Here is a 19,021-nt window from a genome sequence, read left to right on the forward strand (position 1 = left end):
TCTGATCCTTTGCCGTTGCAACTGTGGCGATGGTGAGCAGTGCCGCCATGACGTAGCTCCGCATCCTTGCTCTCCCTGCAGGTTAAGTTCATAGCCTTACAACGCTTGGGGAGTTGGCCAATGCTACCTGAGCCCGCACCACAGCCGCGCTTGTTTGATTTTCGTCAATTCGACCGACACATGAAATTCGCAGTGAGGGTGCTTGACTGCATGGGTCAAGAATCGTTGCGGAGTTGCGCATGAGTGCAGTCACAGGTGGAAAGGTCGGCCAGGCGGTGAGCCAGGGGGCGATCTGGACGGAAGTTGGACTGGTGCGTCGTGAGCGAGCGCCTGTGGATCTGCTGGGTGGTTCGCGCCGCGTTGCTCCCATTGTCGTCACGGCGCGTGTTTGCGCCGCGGTCTGCTGAGGAGGCGCCATGCGGATTTGTGTACTTAACGAAACAACCAATGAGCAAGCCGGACTGGAGCAGCGCTGCGTAGCAGCGCGCAAGGCGGGCTGCGACTACGTGGTGGCGCCGCCGCCGTTCGAGCGTGATGCAGAGGGCCGGCTCAGCGAAGTCGCCAGTGGCAGCGAGGCCGACGCAGCGCGTCTGCGTGAGCTTGTGCAGGCGGCGCACCGCGCTGGCGTGAAGCTGCTGCTCGATGTGCGCCTGGACGAAGTAGGCGGCGCCAGTGCGGTGGTGCGCGAGAACCCGCAGTGGTTCCGCGCACGCAGCACCGCGGTGCCTGACCCGCGTCAGCCGCGCACAACGCCGGAAGTGGCCGAGGCGCGTTTTGCCTATGCGCAGGAAGGTGCGGCGCTGGTGGAGTGGTGGAGCGCGCGCTTGCTGGACTGGGCGGCGCAAGGTGTGGCCGGCTTCCGCCTGCTGCAGCCGCAACAGGTGCCGGCGCAGCGCTGGCGCGAGTTGATCGCACGCGTCCATGCGCAGGCGCCGGAAGTGGTGTTTGCAGCGTGGACGCCAGGCCTGGGCACTGAAGCCTTGCAGCAGTTGGCCGGTGCCGGGTTCGATGCGGCGTTCTCCTCGCTCGCGTGGTGGGATGGGCGCAGCAGTTGGTTCTTCGATGAAGACACCGCGTTGCGCGCACTCGCCGCCCAGGTGGTTGCGGTGCTGGATGCGCCCGATGGCAAGCGTGCGGCGACGCCTGCGCAGCACTGGCAGCTGGCGCAGGCACTGGGCGGGGCGTGGTTGTTGAACGCTGCGCAGCTGGATGCAGTGCCCTCTTCCATCCGCGCCACTGACAGCGTGCCGGCAAGCAATGCCGGCCTGCGGCTGCGCCCGCTATTGCGCGAAGCCACCGGGCTGACGGCCGTGGCGGTGGAGCCGCTCGGTGGCTTGCCGTCGTTGTTGTTGATCAATGGCGATGCCGCACATGTAGTGCCGGTGCCGGCACCGGATCTGCTGCGTCTGTTAGGCGATGCCGAAGCGTTGGTGGGCGAAGACGGCAGCACCTTGTCTGGTGCGACGTTGGAGGCGCTGGAGCCGGGCGAGGTGCGGGTATACCGCAGTGTGCCGGCGCGGCATGTGTTGGCGGTGCCGCGGATGCGCCCGCGTGCGCAGACGGCGGCCGCGTGGCCACGCGTGTGCATCGAATCGGTGACGCCCTCGGTCGATAACGGCCGCTTCCCGGTCAAGCGCACGGTGGGCGATCGTATCTGTGTAGAGGCCGATGCGTTCTGCGATGGGCACGACCGCATTGCAGTCGCTGTGCTGTGGCGTCCGGCCGATGCAAAGACCTGGGCCAGCGCGCCGATGCGCGCCTTGGGCAACGACCGTTGGCGTGCGGAGTTTCCGCTGGAGCGTATCGGTACCTATGAGTTCCGTGTGGAAGGCTGGCGCGATGTTTTCGCCACCTTGCATGCGGATCTGGAAAAGAAGCGCGCCGCCAACACGGTGCTGCCGGTGGATGTGCAGGAGGCCGTGGCGGTGGTGCAGGCCGCGCATGCACGCAGCAAAGGTGCATTGGCCGAGTGCTTGCAGGCCGTCCTCACCCGCATCGGTGCGCAGAGCGAGCCGTTGCAGCAGCTGGCCATCGTGCTGGAGCCGGACACCGCACAGGCGATGGCGTTGGCTGACGACAAGCCGTTCCGCTCCGAGACGCCGGTGACCTTCCGGGTCGAGTCGGAGCGCCGCGCGGCGCACTTTGCCAGTTGGTACGAATTGTTCCCGCGCTCGCAGAGCGGCGACCCGCAGCGCCACGGCACCTTCGACGATGTGATCGAACGGCTGGCGCATATCCGCGCAATGAACTTCGACGTGCTGTACATGCCGCCGATCCATCCCATCGGCGCGAAGAACCGCAAGGGCCGCAACAACACGGTCACTGCGGAAGAAGGCGAGCCGGGCAGCCCGTATGCGATCGGCGCCAGCGATGGTGGGCATACCGAAGTGCATGCCGAGCTCGGTGGGCTCGATGGCTTCCGCCGCTTGATTCAGGCCGCGCGGGCGCATGGGCTGGAAGTAGCGCTGGACTTCGCCATCCAGTGCGCGCCGGATCACCCATGGTTGAAGGACCACAAGGACTGGTTCACCTGGCGCGCGGATGGCTCGATTCCGTATGCGGAGAACCCGCCGAAGAAATACCAGGACATCGTCAACGTCGATTTCTACGCCAGCGGTGCGGTGCCCGATCTGTGGAATACGCTGCGCGATGCGGTGCTGTTCTGGGTCAACGAGGGCGTCACGCTGTTCCGCGTGGACAACCCGCACACCAAGCCATTCCCGTTCTGGGAGTGGTTGATTGCCGATGTGCGTGGGCGCCGCCCGGATGTGGTGTTCCTGTCGGAGGCCTTCACCCGGCCGAAGATGATGTATCGCCTGGCCAAGTGCGGCTTCTCGCAGTCCTACACCTACTTCACCTGGCGCAACCACAAGCACGAGCTGCAGGAGTACGTGGAAGAGTTGAACGAAGGCGTGCCGCGCGAATGCTTCCGCCCGCATTTCTTCGTCAACACGCCGGACATCAATCCGCAGTTCCTGCAGACCAGCGGGCGCAACGGGCATTTGATCCGCACCGCGTTGGCCACGACCTTGTCGGGGCTGTGGGGCATGTATCAGGGCTTCGAGTTGTGCGAAGCCACGCCGCTGGCGCCGGGCAAGGAAGAGTATCTGGACTCGGAGAAATTCCAGCTGCGCGCCTGGCCCGAGCGTGCGCCCGGCGATATCGTCGATGAGATCACCCGCTTCAACCAGCTGCGTCGCATGCACCCCGAGCTGCAATCGCACCTGGGCACGCGGTTCTATCAGGCGCACAACGAGCAGGTGCTGTACTTCGGCAAGTTCCTGGATGCCGGTTACCTTTCGCGCAGCCGCAGCATGGTGTTGGTGGCAATCAATCTGGACCCCAATGCCGCGCAGGATGCCGATATCGAAATTCCATTGTGGGAGTTGGGCCTGCCCGATCACGCCAGCGTGGCAGTGGACGATCTGTGGGACGGCCATCGCTTCACATGGCAAGGCAAGCAACAACACATCCGGTTAGAGGCGACGCGGCCGTTCGCGTTATGGCGCATCCGCGCAGGAGAGGTCGCATGAATGCAGTCCCATCGTTACAAGCCGACGCAGAACAGTCTGCGGTGGTTGCAGATCAGCTTTGGTACAAAGACGCGATCATTTATCAGGTGCACGTCAAGTCGTTCTTCGACTCCAACGACGATGGCATCGGCGATTTTCCCGGCCTGATTTCCAAATTGGATTACATCGCCGAACTCGGCGTGGACACCATCTGGCTGCTGCCGTTCTACCCCAGCCCGCGCCGCGACGACGGCTACGACATCGCCGAATACATGGCGGTGCATCCGGACTACGGCACCATTGCCGACTTCGAGCAGTTGGTGGCGCAGGCGCATGCACGCGGCATCCGCATTGTCACCGAGCTGGTAATCAACCACACCTCCGATCAGCATTCCTGGTTCCAGCGTGCACGCAATGCGCCGGCTGGCTCGCCGGAACGCGACTTCTATGTGTGGTCGGATACCGACCAGGAATACGAAGGCACGCGGATCATCTTCTGCGATACCGAGAAGTCCAACTGGACCTGGGATCCGGTGGCCGGGCAGTATTTCTGGCACCGGTTCTATTCGCATCAGCCGGATCTGAATTTCGACAACCCCGCCGTGCTGGAAGCAGTGCTGGAAGTGATGCGTTTCTGGCTGGATCGTGGCGTGGACGGCTTGCGTCTGGATGCGGTGCCGTACCTGATCGAGCGCTCGGGCACCTCCAACGAGAATCTGCCCGAGACTCACGCGATCCTGCGCAAGATCCGCGCCACCCTGGATGCCGAATATCCGGACCGCATGCTGCTGGCCGAGGCCAACATGTGGCCGGAAGACACCCAGCAATATTTCGGCCAGAACGCTGACGAATGCCATATGGCGTTCCACTTCCCGCTGATGCCGCGCATGTACATGGCGATCGCGCGCGAAGACCGCTTCCCCATCACCGACATCATGCGCCAGACCCCGGAGATTCCGGAGAGCTGCCAGTGGGCGATCTTCCTGCGTAACCACGATGAGTTGACGCTGGAAATGGTCACCGATTCGGAGCGCGATTATCTATGGCAGACCTACGCCTCCGATCGCCGCGCGCGTATCAACTTAGGCATCCGTCGCCGTCTCGCGCCGCTGCTGGAGCGCGACCGCCGCCGTATCGAATTGATGACCTCCCTGTTGCTGACCATGCCCGGCACGCCGGTGCTGTATTACGGCGATGAGATCGGCATGGGCGACAACATCCATCTGGGCGACCGCGACGGTGTGCGTACGCCGATGCAGTGGTCGATCGACCGCAATGGCGGGTTCTCGCGTGCCGACCCGGCGCAGTTGGTGTTGCCGCCGGTGATGGACCCGCTTTACGGCTTCCAGGCGGTGAATGTGGAAGCGCAGATCCGCGACCAGCATTCGCTGCTGACCTGGACCCGCCGCGTGCTCAGCGTGCGCAAGCGCTACCAGGCTTTCGGCCGCGGCACGCTGCGCTTTTTGTATCCGGGCAATCGCCGCATGCTGGCCTACCTGCGTTGCTATCAGGACGAGACGGTGCTGTGCGTGGCCAATCTGTCGCATACGCTGCAGGCGGTGGAACTGGATCTGTCCGAGTTCGAAGGCCGCGTGCCGGTGGACATCATCGGTGGCGGCAGCTTCCCGCCGGTCGGCCGCCTGACCTATCTACTCACTGTGCCGCCGTTCGGCTTCTATGCGTTCCAGCTGGTCAGCGAAGGGACCTTGCCGGATTGGCATGTGCCCACCCCGGTGCCGCTGCCGGATTACCGCACGCTGGTGTTGCGTAGCGATACCGACGAAGGCAACGCGCTGCTACCGCATCTGTCCACGCTGGAAAGCGAAATCCTGCCGGCCTGGCTGTCGGCGCGGCGCTGGTTCTCGGCCAAGGATCAGGTGCTGAAACACGTGCGTATCTCGCGTCGCACGCCGTTGCCCGGCGATGAGCCGATGAGCCTGCTGGAGCTGGAAGTGGAGCTGGAAGATGGCCGCCACGAGAGCTACATGCTGCCGATCGGCATCGTGTGGGAGCGCGACCACCCCAGTACCCTGGCCGAGCAGTTGGCACTGGCGCGTGTGCGTCAGGGCCGCGAGGTGGGTTACCTCACCGACGCGTTCGCCCTCAAGCCGATGGTGCGTGGAGTGATCGATGCGCTGCGCGAGAATTCCACGCTGGAGTTCCGCGATGGCGACGATGCCTCGCAGCAGGGACAGGTGCGTTTCGAAGCGACGCCGGCGTTGGCCACGCTGGATATTCCGCAGGATCCGGACATCCGTTGGTTGTCGGCCGAACAGAGCAACAGCTCGCTGGTGGTCGCCGACAAGGCGGTGTTCAAGCTGCTGCGGCATGTGGCCAATGGCGCCAATCCGGAGATCGAGATCGGCCGTCGCCTGACCGAAATGGGCTATGCCAACGCCGCGCCCCTGCTGGGCAGCGTCAGCCGCATCGACGCGCAGGGCACCATTACGACCATTGCGTTGTTGCAGGGCTTCATCCGCAATCAGGGCGATGCCTGGCGTTGGACGCTGGACCATCTGGCACGCAGTTTCGACGAGTACGCCACCGCGCAAACCGATGAATCGCGCGCCGAAGCCGTGGCCGGTTACGACGCGTTCGCTGCCGTGGTCGGCAAGCGTCTTGCCGAGCTGCACGAAGCCTTGTCGTGCGATACCGAGGATGCGGACTTCGTGCCGCAGCGCATCGACCTGCCCGCCGCCAACGATGTGGTGGCCGGCGTTGCGCGCCAGGTCGAACAGATGTGGGACACAGTCAACGCACGCCTGGCCAGCAGCGACGATGCGATCGAACGCGACGCACTGGAAGCGGTGCTGGCCGAACGCTCGCAGCTGGAGGCCTTGCTGGCCAAGGCACCGGGCGTGCTCGCCGAGTCGTTGTTGACCCGCGTGCACGGCGACTTCCATCTGGGCCAGATCCTGGTGGCGTTCGACGATGTGATCCTGATCGACTTCGAAGGCGAGCCGGCCAAGCCCTTGTCCGAGCGCCGCGCCAAGGCCAGCCCGCTACGCGATGTAGCCGGTTTCCTGCGCTCGCTCGATTACGCCAGCGAAGTCTCGGCACGTGGCGAAGAAGGCACTGCCGCACGTGCGGGCGTGGGGGTGGATACGCATCTGGATGAATTCCTGGTGCAGTTCCGTCGCCGCTCCACGCAGGCATTTCTGGACGCGTACCATGCCGTGCTCGATGCCAGTACGCATCCGTGGATCGCACCGGCAGCGTTCAATGCGGCCACGCTGTTGTTCCTGGTGGAAAAGGCCTGCTACGAAGTGCGCTACGAAGCCGCCAACCGGCCCGGCTGGTTGATGGTGCCGGTGGAAGGCTTGCGACGCATCCTGCAACGCGCGCGCGCTGATGCAGGAGACACATGATGAGTGGAGTGATGACAGCAGTGACCAATCGATGGGACCCCGGCGCGACCCGCGCCCTGGCCGAGGCACGCCATGGCGATGCATTCGCCATCCTGGGCGCGCACCCGACCGATAGCGGACGGGTGCTGCGCACCTACCAACCGGGCGCCAACTACGTCAATGCAGTGCTCGACGACGGGCAGGTCATCGCGCTGGAGGCAGGCCCGGAGCCGGGCCTGTTCGCTGGCGAGTTGCCGGCGCAAGGCGCTTATCGCCTGCGCATCGGTTGGCCCGGCGGCGAGCAGGACACCGCCGACCCGTTTGCGTTCGGGCCGCAACTCAGCGACTTCGATCTGCACCTGATCAGCGAAGGCCATCATCTGCAACTGGCCGATGCACTCGGCGCCAATGCGATCGAGGTCGATGGCGTGCGCGGCACGCGTTTTGCGGTGTGGGCACCCAATGCCACACGCGTGGCGGTGGTGGGCGATTTCAATAGTTGGGATGCGCGCCGTCACCCGATGCGGCTGCGGCATCAGTCCGGTGTGTGGGAGCTGTTCGTGCCCGATGTCGGCCCTGGGGCGCATTACAAGTACCAGCTGCGCGGCCCGCACGGAAACGAATTGCCGGCCAAGGCCGACCCGGTGGCGCGGCGTGCCGAGCTGGCACCGGGCACTGCCTCGATCGTGGCCGACCCCACGCCGCATCAGTGGAGCGACGACGGCTGGATGGCCACACGCGCACGCCGTCAGGCGCACGACGCACCGATGAGCATCTACGAGATCCACGCCGGCTCCTGGCTGCGCGAAGAAGGCGTGGACCTGGATTGGGACGGTCTTGCCGATCGCTTGATTCCGTACGTGGCCGATATGGGCTTCACGCATGTCGAGCTGATGCCAGTGACCGAACATCCGTTCGGCGGTTCGTGGGGCTATCAACCGTTGGGATTGTTCGCGCCCACCGCGCGCTTCGGTTCGCCGGACGGCTTCGCCCGCTTTGTCGAGCGCTGCCATCGCGACGGGATCGGCGTGATCGTCGATTGGGTGCCGGCGCACTTTCCCACGGATGCACACGGGTTGGCGCATTTCGACGGCACATCGCTGTACGAACATGCAGATCCGCGCGAAGGCTTCCACCGCGACTGGAATACGCTGATCTACAACCACGGGCGCCGCGAGGTGTCCGGATTTTTGATCGCCAGCGCGCTGGAGTTCCTGCAGCGCTTCCACGTCGATGGTCTGCGCGTGGATGCGGTGGCCTCGATGCTGTACCGCGATTACAGCCGCAATGCCGGCGAGTGGGTGCCCAATATTCATGGCGGGCGCGAGAACTACGAAACCATCGCTTTCCTGCGCCGGCTCAACGAGGTGGTGCGCGAGCATGCGCCTGGTGCGGTGATGATCGCCGAGGAATCCACCGCATTTCCCGGTGTCACCGCCGATGTGGCGCATGGCGGGTTGGGCTTCCACTACAAGTGGAACATGGGCTGGATGCACGACACGCTGCATTACGCCGCGCTGGATCCGATTTACCGCCGTTATCACCATGGCGAGCTGACCTTCAGCATGGTCTATGCGTATTCGGAGCGCTTCGTACTGCCGATCTCGCACGATGAAGTGGTGCACGGCAAGGGCTCGCTGCTGGGCCGCATGCCGGGCGACGACTGGCAGCGCTTCGCCAATCTGCGTGCGTACCTCGGTTTCATGTTCACCCACCCCGGGCGCAAGTTGCTGTTCATGGGCTGCGAGTTCGGCCAGCCCATCGAGTGGAACCATGACGGCGGCATCCCGTGGCAGTTGCTCGACGACCCGCGCCACCGCGGCGTGCAGACCCTGGTGCGCGATCTGAATCGACTGTATGTCGAATACCCCGCGCTGCACGCCTACGACGACGATCCGTCAGGGTTTGCGTGGGTGGTGGGCGATGATGCGGCCAATAGCGTGGTTGCGTTCCTGCGCAAGGGCAAACGCGGCGACGCACCAGTGCTGGTGGTGATCAACTTCACCCCGCTGGTGCAGCACGGTTATCGCATCGGCGTGCCGCAGAGCGGTCAATGGCGCGAAGTGTTCAATAGCGACGCCGGCATCTATGGCGGTGCCAATCTGGGCAATGGCGGTGTGGTCACTGCAGAGCAGCAGTCCATGCATGGCCAGGCACAATCGCTGCCGCTGCTATTGCCGCCGCTGGGCGTCATCGTGCTCACGCCGCACGGCTGATGCATCGCATACACCGCCGGGCAGCTGGCCCGGCGGTGTGGCACCTGTTAGATTGCGCGCCGTAGAGTGGTCAACAAAACGCTGTGAACGCCCAATGGGTGACGCGGCAGTTTTGTCAGCCGCTTCTTAGGTGGCCCGGGGAGGGCTGCCGGGCACAGCCGCCGCCATGCCTTCCGTCGACCGTCTTTGCGGGAGCGTTGTGCGTGGGCGTTTTGATTGCTGTGATTATTGTTTGGCTTGTTGAGGCCGCTCTCTGCGCTGTGCGCAACAGTGGCTGCGCGCATGCAGCGGTGTGCACGGCACAGCCACTGCGTGCGACCGCGCGACGTGGCTACCGATGTCTTGTCCGGCTTGGTGCGCTGCCTGAGCCCACCTCGACGCAGGCTTGCGCATGAGCAGCCTGATGACGCTTTTGTATCTGCTCACCGCTGCCGCCTCGGCTTTTGCGTTTTATCTGGCAACCACGCATCAACGCCTCGTACTGCGGCGCCGATTGTCTGCGCGCCTGTTGCGCAGCGGTGGCAGCGTGTTGTTGGTGTTGTCGCTGGTCTGCGCCATCCGTGCGCTGGGTGTGTGGGCGGGCGTCTTCGCCGCTGTGACTGCGCTGATGCTGGTGGCGGTGGCGCTGCCGTATCTGGATGTCTGGCAACAGGCGCGTGCGCAACGCAGGCGGGTGCGTCATGTGGGCTAGATGGTTGGCTGCCGTGGTGCTGGGCCTGCCGCTTGCGGTTGGCATGGTCGGCTTGTGCGCGTTGTTGCTGCCTGGGCCGCAGCAAAGCTACACGCTGGCGTGGCTGCTGCTGATGTTTCCGGTGTGGATCGGTGCAATGGCACTGCCGTTCGTGTTTCGTAGCGCAGGACGCGCCTGGGTGGTTCTCGGCGGGCTGACCGTGCTGTGCTATGTCGCACTCGCGGGCATCAAGGTATTGGGCTGGACGGAGTTGAGCGCATGAAAGCATCGACCTTGCGTGCGTTTCTCTCCGTGCATAGCTGGATGGGTTTGCTGGCCGGCATGGCCTTGTTTATCGCCTTCTATGCCGGCGCCATCACCGTGTTCACGCATGCGTTGAGCGACTGGCAGGCCACGCCACAGGTCACGCAAAAGGCGCCAGCCGATCCGGTCGCCGCAGCGCAGGCCTTGCTGGACGCGGTGATCGCCGAGCATCCGCAGGTAGCCGAATCGTCTCTGGTGCTGCTGCCCGGCGAACACGGGCCGATTCCACGGCTGTATTGGTATGGCGCGCAGGCCGATGCCAGTGGCGGCATGCGCCAATACCAACACGCCGCCGATGGCACGCTGCTGGAGTTGCCGCAGCGCGTGGGCTTTGCCGATTTCCTCTACGACCTGCATTTCACCGCCGGACTGCCGCGTGTGTTCGGCACGTATCTGTTCGGCGTGGTCAGCATGCTGTACGGGCTGGCCCTGGTCAGCGGGGTAGTGCTGTACGCGCCGGTGTTCTTCAAGGATCTGTTCGCGCTGCGGCTGGGTCACAACCTCAAGCGCCTGTGGCAGGACGCGCACAACGTGGTCGGCATGTTGTCGCTGCCGTTCCATGTGATCTTCGCCTGGTCCGGTGCGGTGTTGTGCCTGGGCGTGTTGCTGCTGGCGCCGTTTCAGTTTCTGGTGTTCGACGGCAAGTTGATGCAGATCCTGGAGCCGGAGTTCGAACTCACCCCGCATGTGGCACCGGCCAAGCGTGCCGCGCCGTTACTGCCGGTTGCGGTGTTGCTGGACAAGGCGCGTGCAGCCAGCCCGGGGTTTGTGCCGGAAAGCATCGGGTTTCACGATGCCGGCGATGCCAATGCGCGTGCGGAAGTCTATGGCCACCACGATCAGCGCCAGCTCAACACGCTCGGCGGCGTGGCACTGGAAGCGGCAACCGGCAATGTCTTGCGGGTGCTCGAGCCCAGGACGATGTCGGCCGGCACCGCTGCACTGCGTGGGCTGCAGGCGCTGCATTTCGGCAATTTTGGGCATGCGCCGGTGCAGTGGTTGTACTTCCTGCTGGGGCTGGGCGGTGCGTTCCTGTTCTACAGCGGAAACTTGTTGTGGATCGAGGCACGCCGCAAGCGTCGCCTGGTCGATCAACCGCGCCGCACGCACGCCATGGCGCGCCTCACGGTGGGTGTGTGCCTGGGCAGCGTCGCCGGCATCTCGGCGTTGTTCATCGCGGCGCGGTTTCTGCCACAGGGACAGGAGCGTTATGTCTACTACGCGGTCTTCGCGCTCATACTGATGTGGGCCTTGCTGCGTCCCACGGCACGGGGCGCCTACGAGGTGTTACTTGCGTGTGCCGCACTGACGGCGTTGATTCCGGTTGCCAGCTGTTTTTCCGGGCGCGGTGTGGTGCTGCCGTGGCAGGACGCAACGCTGCTCGGTGTCGACCTGATCGCGCTGGCTTTGGCATGGACGTACTGGCAGCTGGCAAGCGCGAGCAAACGGCGCGGAGTGCAGGGCGATCCGAACAGCGTCTGGGCGTGGGGAGATCGCGCCGCTCCGTGAGCGGTTGCTGTTCCTGCGCGCTGTAGTGCCATTGCAGCGCTGCCCGTACAACGCGCGCATCGCAAACTGAAGATCTGGGCCCGGTTGAGCTCAACTCACGTGCGACGACATGCATGTCACGTACGATCCTTGGCCTCTGATCGCTGCTGACGTTCGTTTGGGTGCGTTGAAATGTCCAGACCACTGCGCATTGGCCTGATCTCCGACACGCACGGCTTGCTGCGGCCGGAGGCGGTCGCCGCCTTGCAGGGCTGCGCGGCCATTATTCACGCCGGCGATGTGGGCAAGCCGGAGATCCTCACCGCGCTGCAGGCGCTGGCGCCGTTGCACGTGATCGCCGGAAACATCGACAACACGCCATGGGCAGCCGAGCTACCCGAAACGCTGGATCTGCTGATCGCAGGCGTACGCATCCATGTGTTGCACGATCTGAAAACGCTTGGGCCCGAGGTCGCTGCAGAGGTGATCGTCAGCGGTCATTCGCACAAGCCAGCGGTGCACATGCGCGACGGCGTGCTGTACGTCAATCCGGGCAGCGCCGGCCCACGTCGCTTCAGCTTGCCGATCAGTGTGGGCACCTTGTGGTTGGGCGATGGCCCGCCGCGTGCGGAACTGCAAGTGCTACAGCTGCGTTGATCTAGGACAGATGCCTGCAACAAGCGGTGAGCCACGATACAGGTGACGCGGTGCGACGACGTGCACCTGACTTCAATACGCTCGATCCGGAATGTACTGATGGTAAGAATGGAAGCTAAGGGGAGCGCATGAGTCTGCAAACAACTTTTCGCTGATTTTATGCGGCCTATATGCATGCATCTGCGCTATCTGTTGAATGCTTGTGCACGCTTGCAACCCATGCGCTGACCTTGTCTGCACGCATGCGGGGCCATCCTTGTGCCTCAAGTCGTTGCAAGGAATCCTCATGAATACACGTCGCCAATTCCTCTCCGCCGCCGCTGCCGGCACCGCTGCGTTGGCCGCTGCGCCGTTGTTGGCACAGTCGTCCGCGCCTGGCAGCGTGATGCCGACGCGCGGCAAAGCCACCGTATCGAAGCTGCCTGCCAACGCAGCGACCAAGGGTGCGCGGTATCGCCCTGCGAGCCGTCTAGGCTTTGGTGGCGTGGCGATCGGCAATGGCTTTGAAGCCACCAGCGATGCGCAGAGCGAAGCGACCCTGGCGGCGGTGTGGGAGTCGGGCGTGCGCTATTTCGATACTTCGCCGTGGTACGGGTTGGGGTTGTCGGAGCGTCGCACCGGTCATCATCTGCACAATCACGTCTCAGACGAATACGTGTTGTCGACCAAGGTCGGGCGCCTGCTCACAGCGACCGACAAACCGCCGAAGACGATGTGGCAGCAGCCCTCGCCCTTCGACTATCGCTACGACTACAGCGCCTCCGGCGTGCGCCGCTCGATCGAAGACAGCCTTCAGCGCCTGGGTGTGTCGCAGATCGATATCGCCTACATCCACGATCTGTCGCCGGAGAACGAAAAAGATCTCGGCATGCCATGGGAACAGCGCTTTGCCGAAGCGGTGAAAGGTGCCATGCCCGAGCTGACCAAGATGCGCAAGGAAGGCCTGATCAAGGCCTGGGGTTTTGGCGTCAATCGTCCGGAACCGGCCTTGCGTGCGATCGAAGAAGCCGACCCCGACATCTTCCTGCTGGCCTGCCAATACTCGCTGCTCGATCACGCGCGTGCACTGCACGACACCTTCCCGAAGATCGCCAAACATGGCGCCTCGGTCGTCGTTGGCGCGCCGCTGTTGGCGGGTTATCTGGCCGGGCGCGAGCGTTATCTCTACGACGGCAGCGTGCCGGAATGGGCGCCGGCCATGCGACAGAAAGCGCTGGCCATCTGCGACCGCCACGGCGTGGATCTGCGCACCGTCTCGCTGCAGTTTGCCGCTGCACCGCAAGTGGTCTCGGCGGTAATTCCGGGCGCGCGTACGGCAGAGCAGGCGCATGCAAATGCGGCCTCGATGCGCGTGGCGATTCCGGCAGCTGTGTGGGATGAGCTCAAGCGCGAGCAGGTGATCGAAGCGGATGCGCCGGTGCCTGTTGTGAGCTGATGCAGCTAAGAGCGGCTGACAAAACCCAGCGAGCGAGCGCCTGTCAGTGAGTGCAGTGGTTTTGCCGGCCGCATCTTGGTGGATGCAGTCGGAGGTCCAGATCAGACACTGAGGTGGTTGAATGCGCGGTGTCCTCACCGCTCGCGGGACACGCCGCAAGTACGTCCATGTAGGCTCGGTGGCGGCATCCATGCCGCCACACGGTCCCGCAATCGGTAAGGGCACCGCACCAGAAAGTTTGTAGGTTGCTTTGTTGAAAGCCTGCCTATTGCTCTGCCTGCAGTGAGAAGCTGATCGGACGCGCCGTTATCCAAACAACGCACGTCATGCATTGCTTGCACCATGCACACCGACCATCTTGACTGGTCCTTGCCCGCCCACCGTCGCGGGACCTTACGCGGCATGGATGCCGCGTAAGAGCTTACAGGGACGTACTTGCAGCGTGTCCCGCGATGGTGGGCGGGCAAGGGCCCTGCAGCCAAGCCGCAGATCAGCCGCTCTAGTTGATCAGATACAATGACGCATCAAGGAATCAACAGCTGCCGCAACGCAGGCACCTGCTTGGCCAACTCGTCGGCGACAATCGCCGCGAACAGATCCGCGCCGTCCGCGCCAAGATGCGTGTAGTCGAACGCGAGTTTGGCCTGACCCATCGGCTCGGCGCTGGCATTGTCCTGTGCAGCGGCGGGGACGCTGCCCGCTGCCGCGATCTTTGACGACGCCGACGCCGGCGCATGCAATGCCTGCGCCGGTGTCTTGCCAATCGTCGTGCCCGATTGCGCGGCAATCACTTGTTCCGGATCGGCAGGCCGCTGCGCCAGCCGCATCGCCAATACCGGGCCCATGCCCTGCACCAGCGCACGGCTGCGCGCATGCAGGTCGATCAGCGGCACCTGTAACTCGCGTGCAACTGCGCGTGTTGTCTCCGCCCACGGCGCCAAGTCGTCGATCAATTGGCCGTGTTCGAATTGCCGTCGCGTCAATGGCGTGACCAACACCGGAATCGCACCGGCGGCACGTGCGTCGGCCACATAACGGCGCAGATTCGCCGGGAATTCGGTCGCCAACTCGGTGGAGCGCCCCGGCTTGCCGGGTTGATCGTTGTGCCCGAACTGAATCAACACAACCACCTGTCGATAGCCGCCGCTGCGCAGCTCCTTCAGTGCGATCTCCCACGAGCCTTCGGCGCGATAGTTGGAGGTGCTGCGGCCACCGCGCGCCAGATTGAGGCAGCTCAGGAACGAGGTCACATGCTGCGCGCAAAAGCTCGGCCCCCAGCCACCTTGCACGGCCGTGGTGGAGTCGCCGACCAGCACGATCTTGCTGGCGGCAAAGTGCTTGCCGCCAGCGGCTACGTTAGACGCTGGCACGCTTGCAGTTGATGCATCAACCGGTGAGGCATCTGCAGCGTACGCAATAGGTGCAGCGATTGCTGCAAGCAAAACCAACGGTACAAGAGACGAAAAACGCATGAATCACCTTGGAGGAAGAGCGATCAGAAAACGCAAGGTAGTCAGAAGGCGAAAGGTGATCAGAAGACCGCAGGCAGGCAGAAGAGCCCAAGCACGATGACCCGAGCCGCGCGCTGATGGGCACCTACACGCACGCCACGCCGTGCCGCTGCGGAGTGCGATCAGACCACGCTCGACCTCGACCTTGACCACGAAAGTCAGTCAAAACGTACCGCGTTGAATGAAAGGCGCTTGCTGATACAGCTTGCGCTCGCCACCGCGCGGATCGTGGTCGAGCCGGCTGGGTGTATCGAACAGCAGCGTCTCGCGCTGCTGCAACGAATACTGCCGCCAACGCGGCAGACCACGATGATTCGGGTCGCCGCTGCGCGCGAAGGTAATCAACGCCTCGCTCATCTGCTCGGCCATGCGCTGCGCATCGGCGCCATCGCCGGTGCGCGAACCCGGTTGCGCAATGGTGTCGAAGACCAGCGGAATATCCAGCGTGTGGAAGGCGCCGAACTTGCCGCCATCCAGTGGCGAGCCCCAATCCAGTTGATAGACCCAGGTGGGTGCGCCTTGACGTGCGCGTGCCTCTGCTTCTTCGACCGCGCCGCGCCACGAGCGCCCTGCGGTGGTGGCCGCGAAGAACACCTCCGATGGCGAATACTGCGGATACAGCCGGCGGTATTCGGCGATCACCACCTGCGGCAGCAGATCCACGTATTGCTGGGTTTCCAGCCTGGCCGGCAGCTCGTCCCAGCTCAGCGCGAAGTTCTTCGCATCGTTGCCGAGAAACGCGCGCGTTTCGTCGCGGGTATTGCCGATCACCAGCGGAATCTTCGCCGATTGCAGCGGGGCGGTCGGCCAGAATGGATGCACCGGCACATTGCGCGCATCCAGCACCGGGCCGAAATACAACGCGCTGTTTTCCACCCGCGAGGGATCGCGCACTTGCGCGGCAGCCAGCAGCTGCTCAATTGGTAGCGTGCGGATGCGCGCAAGCGCGCCGGGCGCAAGTTTCAATGCATCCAGCAGCAGTTGCGCGCGCTGGGTGGCCGCGCGCGGGCCGGCCACGGTGACCTGCTGCCCGCTCATCGTCCACGCGCGATGGAACAGGCCGCGTGCGGCGGGCATCGCCATCAAGGTGGCGATCTTGGCGCCGCCACCGGACTGGCCGAACACGGTGACATTGCCGGCATCGCCGCCGAATTCGGCCGCGTGCTGGCGCACCCACTGCAGTGCCTGGATCAGGTCCAGCTGCCCGGCATTGCCGGAGTCGGCAAAACGCGTATCGCCCAGCTGCGCCAGCGACAGATAGCCGAACAGGTTGAGCCGGTGGTTGACGGTGATCACCACCACATCGCCGCGCTTGCACAGGCGCACGCCGTCGTAGAGCGGGTCGCTGCCGGAGCCGGTGGTGTAGCCGCCGCCGTGGATATAGAACAGGATCGGCCGCTTGCCGCCATCGCGCAGACCCGGCGTCCACACGTTGAGGAACAGGCACTCCTCGCTGGTGGGTTCGCTGGCCTTGGGTTGCGGTGCAGCGGCACCGAAGGCGCTGGCATCACGCACGCCCTGCCAGGGCGTTTCCGGCACCGGCGCCTGAAAGCGCCGCGCTGCGGTGTCGCCGCCGTAGGGGATGCCCTTGAACACGCAGATACCCTGGTCGCGATAACCGCGCAGTGCGCCGCCACGCACGTGTACCAGCGGCGTACTGTCGTCGCGGGCGCAGGCGCTGTTGCGGCCGCGCCTGCGAAACCTGGCAGCGCGGCTGCAGCCGCGGCTAACAAGCCACCACGCAGCAGCGTGCGCCGCCGCGCGTCGGGCGTGGATGGCGACGTCATCGCGCGGCGTCCTGCGCCGGTGCAGATGCGGGTGCAGGTGCAGCGACAGATGCATTCGCAGTCGTCGCAGTCGCGGGCGTTTGCACCTTGCTGACATGCGCGATCCAGGCCTGCGCCAGCTGCGGCCACGCAGCCACGGTCAAGCCGGTGCCGCTGGCGGTACCGAAGCCATGACCGCCCTGCGGAAACACATGCAGCTCGCTCTGCACGCCGGCACGCAGCAACGCGTCATGCATCAACAGGCTGTTGCGCACCGACACCACCGTGTCGTCCTGCGCATGCAGCAGAAAGGTTGGCGGCGTGCGTGCGTCCACATGCAGTTGCGGCGAGTACGCGCGCACCTGCGCATCGCTCGGACTGCTGCCGAGCAGGCGCTCGCGCGAGCCCGCGTGTGCGTTGGCGCTGTCCATGTCGATCACCGGGTAGATCAGCAGCTCGAAATCCGGCCGCGCGCTCAGCGCATCGGCCGCATCCAGCTTCGGGTACACCTGCGCGGCATAGCGGGTGCCCAGGCTGGCGGCGACATGACCGCCTGCCGAGAACCCCATCACCCCGACCCGCTGCGCGTCGATGCCGTAGCGGGCGGCATTGGCGCGGATCAGCCGCAGCGCGCGCTGTGCATCGGCCAGCGGTACGTCGGCTCCGTGCGGATGGCCTTCGCCGGGCAGGCGGTAGCGCAGCACGAACAGCGTGATCCCGGCCTGGTCGACGAAGCTGGGCACCAGCGCGCTGCCTTCGTTGTCCAGCACGATGCGCTGGTAGCCGCCGCCGGGGGTGACCAGCAGGGCAGTGCCGTTTGGCTGCTTGGGCCGGTAGACCACCAGGTAAGGCGTGCTGATCTGCTGGATGTAGCGATCGGGCAGGGCAGGGTCGCTGCTGCGCTCGATGATGCGCTGCGGCTGCTTCAGCGCGTTGTCTCCCGGTGCCATCCCGCTGGGCCATAGCGCGATCCGGCTGGCCTGCTCGGCCCTGGTATCGGCGCTGGGCACCTCGGCCGCAACCACCGGCCCGATCAATAGTGAGGTCGCCAGCAACACCAGCGGCAGGCACCACCGCATGGCACCTGAAAACGCAGTAAAAACACGCGTTTGGCTTGTCTGTTCCATCCACCCCTCCCAGGGTTGCTTCGCTTTGAAGGCTAACTTTGCCGCACTGCACATTGCCAATGACACCGGTTTACCATATACAGCACACCGTGCCACTGTCGATTGGCAGTGCAACAAAAACACTAGCAGGGAGACACCCTTGAGCAACGACGCCGCCACCCCGCCATCGTCCACATCCATGCTGTCGCAGATCGCCCAGCAGTTTGTGGAGGCACGCCGTGCAGGGGCATCGCTGCCCGACTTTCCCGGGCAAATCCCTGAGGATCTGGTCACTGCCTATCAGGTGCAGGACATCGCCATCAGCCAATGGGACGACCAGGTGGTCGGCTGGAAGGTGGGTTATATCGCCGCCGAGCGCCGCGATGCCTCCGGCGACGACCGCCTGCTGGGGCCGATCTTCTCGCACAAGCTCTGGAATGCTACCGGTGGAACAACGCAGTTCCCGATCTACCAGGGCGGCTTCGGTGCGGTAGAGGCCGAGTATGTGCTGCGCCTGGAAGCGGACGCTCCCGCCGAGCAGACCCACTTCACTCCGGAGCAGGCGGCGCAACTGCCGGCCACGTTGTTCATCGGCGTGGAGATCGCCAGCAGCCCGTTGGCGACCATCAACAAGCTGGGCCCGCGCGTGGTGATTTCCGACTTCGGCAACAATAACGGCCTGATTTTAGGCCCGGAAGTGACCGATTGGCTGGCACGCGACGAGTCCGCGCTGACTGCCGAAACGCTGATCGACGACCAGGTTGTCGGCACCGGCGGGGCCACCACGTTGCCGGGTGGATTGCGCGCCGCCTACGCGTTTGCGCTCAGTCGTTCGGCCCAGCGCGGGCGTCCGCTCAAGCGCGGTGATCTCATTGCCACGGGCAATGCCACCGGTATCCATGACATCGAAGTGGGACAGCGTGCCCTGATTCGCTTCGCCGGCATCGGCGACATTTCCTGCACGGCTGTGTCCGCTACCTGATTCGGAC

General features: G+C 64.5%; 11 protein-coding genes and 1 pseudogene. 9 read left to right on the forward strand and 3 right to left on the reverse strand.

The genetic code is table 11. The annotated features are described in order from the left end of the window. The first annotated feature begins 416 nt into the window (after positions 1 to 416). From NDY25_RS11630 to NDY25_RS11665, 8 genes are all read left to right on the forward strand, one after another. Positions 417 to 3,533, forward strand: a complete 3,117-nt coding sequence (locus NDY25_RS11630; RefSeq protein WP_251754999.1) for a maltotransferase domain-containing protein — start codon at positions 417 to 419, stop codon at positions 3,531 to 3,533. Beyond that, positions 3,530 to 6,880 (forward strand): maltose alpha-D-glucosyltransferase, encoded by a 3,351-nt coding sequence (gene treS / locus NDY25_RS11635; protein ID WP_168959633.1) that lies wholly within the window; start codon positions 3,530 to 3,532, stop codon positions 6,878 to 6,880. The genes NDY25_RS11630 and treS overlap by 4 nt, the downstream gene beginning before the upstream one ends. Before the next feature lie 11 nt (positions 6,881 to 6,891). Continuing rightward, positions 6,892 to 9,075, forward strand: a complete 2,184-nt coding sequence (gene glgB / locus NDY25_RS11640) for a 1,4-alpha-glucan branching protein GlgB (RefSeq protein WP_168959643.1) — start codon at positions 6,892 to 6,894, stop codon at positions 9,073 to 9,075. 391 nt (positions 9,076 to 9,466) lie between these two features. Next, on the forward strand, positions 9,467 to 9,766 hold the full coding sequence (locus NDY25_RS11645; RefSeq protein WP_168959632.1) for a hypothetical protein: 300 nt from the start codon (positions 9,467 to 9,469) through the stop codon (positions 9,764 to 9,766). Next, the gene (locus tag NDY25_RS11650; protein ID WP_168959631.1) at positions 9,756 to 10,028 is read left to right on the forward strand and encodes a hypothetical protein; all 273 of its coding nucleotides are present in this window, start codon (positions 9,756 to 9,758) and stop codon (positions 10,026 to 10,028) included. Before NDY25_RS11645 ends, NDY25_RS11650 begins: the two co-directional genes overlap by 11 nt. Next, entirely contained in the window at positions 10,025 to 11,578 is a 1,554-nt protein-coding gene (locus NDY25_RS11655) for a PepSY-associated TM helix domain-containing protein (protein WP_168959630.1), read from the forward strand. Before NDY25_RS11650 ends, NDY25_RS11655 begins: the two co-directional genes overlap by 4 nt. A 171-nt stretch (positions 11,579 to 11,749) precedes the next feature. Next, positions 11,750 to 12,214 carry a metallophosphoesterase family protein gene (locus tag NDY25_RS11660; protein ID WP_168959629.1) on the forward strand — a complete coding sequence of 155 codons (465 nt, stop codon included), beginning with the start codon at positions 11,750 to 11,752 and terminating at the stop codon, positions 12,212 to 12,214. A gap of 286 nt (positions 12,215 to 12,500) precedes the next feature. Beyond that, on the forward strand, positions 12,501 to 13,649 hold the full coding sequence (locus tag NDY25_RS11665) for an aldo/keto reductase (protein ID WP_168959628.1): 1,149 nt from the start codon (positions 12,501 to 12,503) through the stop codon (positions 13,647 to 13,649). A 524-nt stretch (positions 13,650 to 14,173) separates the two neighbouring features. On the opposite strand, the gene NDY25_RS11670 is transcribed toward NDY25_RS11665, so the two are convergent. The 3 genes and pseudogenes from NDY25_RS11670 to NDY25_RS11680 form a co-directional block, all read right to left on the reverse strand. Then, the gene (locus tag NDY25_RS11670; protein ID WP_256627462.1) at positions 14,174 to 15,121 is read right to left on the reverse strand and encodes a rhamnogalacturonan acetylesterase; all 948 of its coding nucleotides are present in this window, start codon (positions 15,119 to 15,121) and stop codon (positions 14,174 to 14,176) included. 201 nt (positions 15,122 to 15,322) lie between these two features. Next, positions 15,323 to 16,947 (reverse strand): annotated as a pseudogene (locus tag NDY25_RS11675) (carboxylesterase/lipase family protein). Then, entirely contained in the window at positions 16,944 to 18,053 is a 1,110-nt protein-coding gene (locus NDY25_RS11680) for an alpha/beta hydrolase (RefSeq protein WP_256627463.1), read from the reverse strand. The pseudogene NDY25_RS11675 and the gene NDY25_RS11680 overlap by 4 nt, the downstream one beginning before the upstream one ends. 139 nt (positions 18,054 to 18,192) lie before the next feature. Here NDY25_RS11680 and NDY25_RS11685 point away from each other — a divergent pair, with 139 nt between their 5' ends. Continuing rightward, complete coding sequence (locus tag NDY25_RS11685; protein WP_023902089.1) at positions 18,193 to 19,014, forward strand: 2-keto-4-pentenoate hydratase; 822 nt, start codon at positions 18,193 to 18,195, stop codon at positions 19,012 to 19,014. Positions 19,015 to 19,021 lie beyond the last annotated feature (7 nt).

Source organism: Xanthomonas hortorum pv. pelargonii, from assembly GCF_024499015.1.
GTDB classification, from domain to species: domain Bacteria; phylum Pseudomonadota; class Gammaproteobacteria; order Xanthomonadales; family Xanthomonadaceae; genus Xanthomonas; species Xanthomonas hortorum_B.